Source organism: Microvirga sp. GN3, from assembly GCF_055792825.1.
The window spans coordinates 1-5043 of sequence record NZ_JBVVAK010000286.1; the positions used below are offsets into that span (position 1 = coordinate 1).

The 5043-nt window shown below is 61.7% G+C and carries 6 protein-coding genes and 1 pseudogene; 6 read left to right on the forward strand and 1 reads right to left on the reverse strand.

What is annotated here, in order from left to right; genetic code table 11:
• The 6 genes and pseudogenes from ACS5Q1_RS46400 to ACS5Q1_RS46425 all read left to right on the forward strand — a co-directional run.
• The coding region (locus ACS5Q1_RS46400) for an MFS transporter (protein WP_473104543.1) at positions 1–435 on the forward strand (435 nt) is incomplete at its 5' end.
• A 149-nt stretch (positions 436–584) separates the two neighbouring features.
• Positions 585–1409, forward strand: a complete 825-nt coding sequence (locus ACS5Q1_RS46405) for a 3-hydroxybutyrate dehydrogenase (protein WP_473104544.1) — start codon at positions 585–587, stop codon at positions 1407–1409.
• A gap of 10 nt (positions 1410–1419) precedes the next feature.
• Positions 1420–2682, forward strand: a complete 1263-nt coding sequence (locus tag ACS5Q1_RS46410) for a patatin-like phospholipase family protein (protein WP_473104545.1) — start codon at positions 1420–1422, stop codon at positions 2680–2682.
• A 73-nt stretch (positions 2683–2755) separates the two neighbouring features.
• Positions 2756–3286 carry a DM13 domain-containing protein gene (locus tag ACS5Q1_RS46415; protein ID WP_473104546.1) on the forward strand — a complete coding sequence of 177 codons (531 nt, stop codon included), beginning with the start codon at positions 2756–2758 and terminating at the stop codon, positions 3284–3286.
• 123 nt (positions 3287–3409) lie between these two features.
• Positions 3410–3724, forward strand: coding sequence for a hypothetical protein (locus ACS5Q1_RS46420; protein ID WP_473104547.1), 315 nt, complete (start codon positions 3410–3412; stop codon positions 3722–3724).
• A 44-nt stretch (positions 3725–3768) separates the two neighbouring features.
• A pseudogene (locus ACS5Q1_RS46425) lies at positions 3769–4077 on the forward strand (IS6 family transposase); the annotation flags it as partial.
• 47 nt (positions 4078–4124) lie between these two features.
• Here the strand turns inward: ACS5Q1_RS46425 and ACS5Q1_RS46430 are convergent.
• The gene (locus ACS5Q1_RS46430; protein ID WP_473104548.1) at positions 4125–4832 is read right to left on the reverse strand and encodes an IS6 family transposase; all 708 of its coding nucleotides are present in this window, start codon (positions 4830–4832) and stop codon (positions 4125–4127) included.
• Positions 4833–5043 lie beyond the last annotated feature (211 nt).

A 5043-nucleotide genomic window follows, 5' to 3' on the forward strand; every position in this document is an offset into this window, starting at 1 on the left:
ACCACCCTGTTGGCGGATCGCGCGGTGCAACGGTTCGGGACCCGACCCACCTTCTGGGGATCCTTGGCCGTTGCGGGGCTCGGCTTGCCGCTTCTTGTCATTCCGAACCTCTCCGCAGTCCTGACCGGCCTGATGCTTGTGGCGATCGGCACCTTCTTTGCCCAGGCGACCGCGACGGGCTTTGTCAGCCATGCGGCCACGACGGACCGGGGCTCAGCGAGTGGGCTCTATCTCGCCTCGTATTTTCTCGGCGGGCTCGTCGGCAGCGCTGTGCTGGGCCCGGTGTTCGATCGTCTCGGCTGGGCCGCGTGCGTCACCGGGGTCGGGATCTCGCTCGTCGTTGCGGCACTCCTGGCCGTCCGGCTGTGGACAGCGGCCGAAACGACCGGACCAAGCGCGGCAGGGGATCGCCCGGTTCCGGCCGCTCTCCACTAGGCACGTGCGGATCCAAAAGGCGCGATAGCAGCCTTCTATGAAAACGGCAGCGAACCGGCATTTCAGATCGACGCCTCTCGCTGCCATCGTCAAACGGGTTGGATGTCAATCCACCGGAACGAGTCACCACCACATGCAGGAGGATCATCATGAACGTTGCCCTCGCCCAGCCAGCCACCGGTTCTGCGAGAGTTCTGGGCGGCAAGGTCGCCATCGTCACCGGCTCCACCAGCGGGATCGGTCTTGGCATTGCCCACGCCTTTGCGGCCGCCGGCGCCTCCGTCGTCCTCAACGGTTTCGGCATGCCGGAAGAGGTCCGTGGCACCCTCGGGTCTCTGCAGGATGAGACCGGCAGTCGGGCTGTGTATTCGGCGGCCGATATGACCAAGCCGGACGAGATTGCCGGAATGGTCGACCTTGCGCTGGAGACCTTTGGGCGCCTGGACGTTCTGGTCAACAATGCCGGTGTTCAGCATGTTAGTCCGATCGACCAGTTCCCGGTCGAGAAATGGGATGCGGTTCTCGCCATCAATCTGTCTTCCGCGTTCCACACCATTCGCCTGGCGCTTCCGGCTATGCGTCACCAGGGCTGGGGTCGCATCGTTAACATTGCGTCGGCGCACGCCCTCGTCGCGTCGCCCTTCAAGTCGGCCTATGTGGCCGCCAAGCACGGGATCGTCGGGCTGACCAAGGTGGTCGCGCTCGAGACGGCGGAGCAGGACATCACCTGCAACGCCATCTGCCCGGGCTATGTCTCGACCTCGCTGGTCGAAGCGCAGATCGACGACCAAGCCAAGTCACATGGCATCCCGCGCGAGCAGGTGATCCGGGACGTGCTCCTGGCGCAGCAGCCCAACAAGCGGTTCGCCACCGTCGCGGAAATCGGCGCCCTGGCCACCTTTCTGGCGAGCGACGCGGCCGCCTCGATCACGGGTGCTGCGCTCCCGGTCGATGGCGGCTGGACGGCTCATTGAGGAGATCGCTATGACGAAACATGTGACGCCCAAAGCCCTTGAGACAGACAAAGGGTCCGACCAGGCGATGATCAGTGAACTCGAGCGAACAGGAACGCCGGCGACTGCGATCACGGAAGAAAGGCTTCCAGTGACAGTGCCGTCCCGCCTGCGCCGGATCCCGAAGGAGCTCGGCCAGATCGTCCTGGTGCTGCAGGGTGGTGGCGCCCTTGGCGCCTATCAGGTCGGCGCCTATCAGGCGCTCCATGAGGCCGGAATCGAACCGGACTGGGTGATCGGCACCTCAATCGGGGCGATCAATGCCAGCCTGATCGCCGGCAATGCCCCTGAGGACCGGCTGGCGCGGCTTCAGGAGTTCTGGGGGCGCATGCAGCACAGTCCCTGGGTGGAGATGCTGGGAGCATGGCCGCTGGTGGGGCCGCTGGCCACCAACCTGACAACGATTGCCCATGGCATTCCGGCCTTCTTCAGACCCAACCCTCCCGCTTTCCTCGGCCTTCACGTTCCCCTCGGATCAGAGGCTGCCGGCTATTACGATACGGCCCCTCTCGCCCGGACGCTGTCCGATCTCGTGGATTTCGACCGGATCAACGGCCGGGAGACGCGGCTGACGGTAGGAGCGGCCAATGTGCGTACCAGTGAGATGCGCTACTTTGACAACCGCGACATGGATCTCGATGTCCGCCATGTGATGGCATCCGGCGCTCTGCCCCCGGCCTTTCCGGCCGTGCGGATTGACGGGGATCTCTATTGGGATGGTGGCATCCTGTCGAACACGCCGGTCGAGGCCGTGTTCGATGACAACCCGCGGAAAAACTCGGTCATCTTCGCGGTCCATATCTGGAACCCACAAGGGCCCGAGCCGGACACGATCTGGCAGGTCATGAGCCGCCAGAAGGACATCCAATATTCGAGCCGCGCGGTCACTCACATCGCGCGGCAGAAGCAGATCCATCGCCTCCGCCACGTAATTGCCGAGCTTATGCGCTGCCTGCCGGAGAAGGAGCAGAAGGCCGAGGCTGTGAGGGAGCTGGCAAGCTACGGCTGCCTGACCCGAATGCACGTGGTTCGGTTGCTGGCGCCGCCGCTGGACGGCGAGGACCATACGAAGGATGTCGACTTCAGCCCAAGGGGAATCCGCAAGCGCTGGGAGGCCGGATATGCCGATACGAGCCGCGTTCTTGAGCTGGCTCCCTGGTCCGGCGAGTTCGATCCTGTCGAGGGCTTCATACTGCACGAGGCCCGACCGGGTGTGATGGTCACAGCGGCTTGAAGCGTGGGATCGGTGGACTGGCGGGCCGAGTATCTGGGATTTCGACGGGTATCGATTTTGAGGAGTTCTGATCATGCGCAAGCTTCTCCTTGCTTTTCTGGTTGGTGGCATCCTGGGTACCGGTGCCGGAGTGGCTCTCGGGTTCTTCTTTTTCCCGTTCGTCTTTCCTCCTCCGATCGCGATGGATGCATTGAGCGAGAAGGAGCGAAAGAAGGTGGTTGCGACAGGTGAATTCTTACACGCGAATCCTGCGGATCCGATCCACTATGGCCGTGGACGCGTGACCGTCACGCCGAGAACCGTTTTTCTCGAGGGTGACTTTGAGGTTGGTCCCGGTCCCGCATTCCACGTCTACCTGGTTCCAAGGCAACAGGTGCGTCGATCCGCGGACGTCACAGGAACCAAGTTCGTCGATCTCGGCTCCTTGCGCGCGTTCAAGGGAAGCCAGCGCTATTCAATCCCGAATGGCGTTGATCTCGCCCAGTTTGACAGCGTGGTGATCTGGTGCCGCGAGTTTTCGGTTTTGATCTCGCCGGCTGACCTTCAATTCACGGCGTCAAGGCTAAGCGCCGCGGGTGAACCTGCCCCGTCGAGCGCTCCGTGAGTTCACTTGGGCACATGAAATCGTTGGAGAGCAATTCGAGTGCCGTCCTGCTGCTGAATCGAATTACCCTTGCGGCTTGCGAAAGTGTTCGGGCACCTGCGGGTTGTTGGCAGGATTGGTGTCATGCCGCTCGTTCCTGCCGAAGAGCGTCTACGTACGTTGTCGGAAGTGCATAAGCGACTGAAACCTGGTGCACCCTTCATTGTCGCGCACCACAGCTTCCCTCAGGAGGGAAAAGCGCTCTGGCTGAGACGCTATGCTGCTTTTGCATCGTCCTCGGGCATATCTGCCGAGAAGGCAGAGGCTGTGGCCGCCGAGATCGGTCGCCGATTGCCGGTGCTCTCTCCTGACCAGGACGAAGCATTGATGCGCGAGGCCGGCTTCTCGGATGTCAGCCTCTTTTATGCCGGGTTTACCTTCCGGGAACTGTTGCATTAACCCCGGCCGTATAACGAGGGGCGGTTCGTCAAGGAGCCGCCCTGTTGTCTCTGTTCAAGCGCCGCCGCTTTCCGGTCGAGATCATCCTGCTGTGCGTGCGCTGGTACTGCAAGTACGGCATCAGCTATCGCGACTTGTCTGAGATGATGCAGGAGCGCGGCGTCAGCGTCGACTCGAGCACCATCTTCCGCTGGGTGCAGCGCTATGCCCCGGAAGTTGGGAAGCGGATCCGCCCGTATCAAGGTCCTCATTCTGCCTCCTGGCGTGTTGACGAGACATACGTCCGTGTGGGCGGCAAATGGAAATATCTGTTTCGGGCCGTCGACAAATACGGGCAACTGATCGACTGGCACCGTCAGGTTAACGGACTGATGTCACAGAGCCCCACGGACTTATCGAGTCAGAAGCCAGCACCAAGGCCCGTCACCTCGGCCCAGGTCGTAAAGGCCAAGGCTCGGGCCTTGCGGTGATCGGCGGAGTTGGTGTGGGCGGGATGGCGGAAGAGGTTTGCAACCTGATCGTGAACGGAGAGGAAGCGCTGGGCCTGACCCGCTGACTTGAAGCGCTTCATGACGCGCTCACGTCGTCGCGTCGGCTGATAACTATTCTCGGCGCGGTTGTTCAAGCCTTTATGCTGGCGATGCTCCACGCCGGGCATGATCTCTCGCTTTGCGGCACCGTAGCTCGCGAGTTTGTCGGTGATCATCACACGCGGGGCGGTGCCCTGCTTCTTGAGCAGCTTCCGCAGCAGGCGTTTGGCTGCTTTTGCGTTACGGCGGCTCTGAACCAGGATGTCGAGCACCACCCCATGCTGATTCACCGCCCGCCACAACCAATGCCTCTTGCCAGAGATATTGATCACGACCTCGTCCAAGTGCCAGATGTCACGAGGGCTTGGCGTCTTGCGCCTGAGGCGGCGGGCGTAAGATGGCCCGAACTTCATCGCCCAGCGCCGCACAGTCTCGTAGGATACGACGATACCACGCTCGAGCAGCATTTCCTCGACCAAGCGCAAGCTCAGTGGGAAGCGGAAGTACAACCAGACAGCATGAGCGATGATCTGAGGTGGAAAGCGGTGGCGCTTGTAGCTGATAGCCGGCAGGTTCATGCCGCTGGGCCTACCGTAGGATATCCTGACGCCAAGTTACCGTGATGTCGTGGATGGCGCCCTCCACCAGCGTCAGACGTGCCAAATTAGGCATGTCCAAGAACCGGAGAGGAGCCACTCATCATGCCAGAGATTGCCACCATCGGCCTTGATATCGCAAAGAACGTTTTCCAGTTGCACGGTGTCGACAGGAGCGGAAAGATTGTCCTGC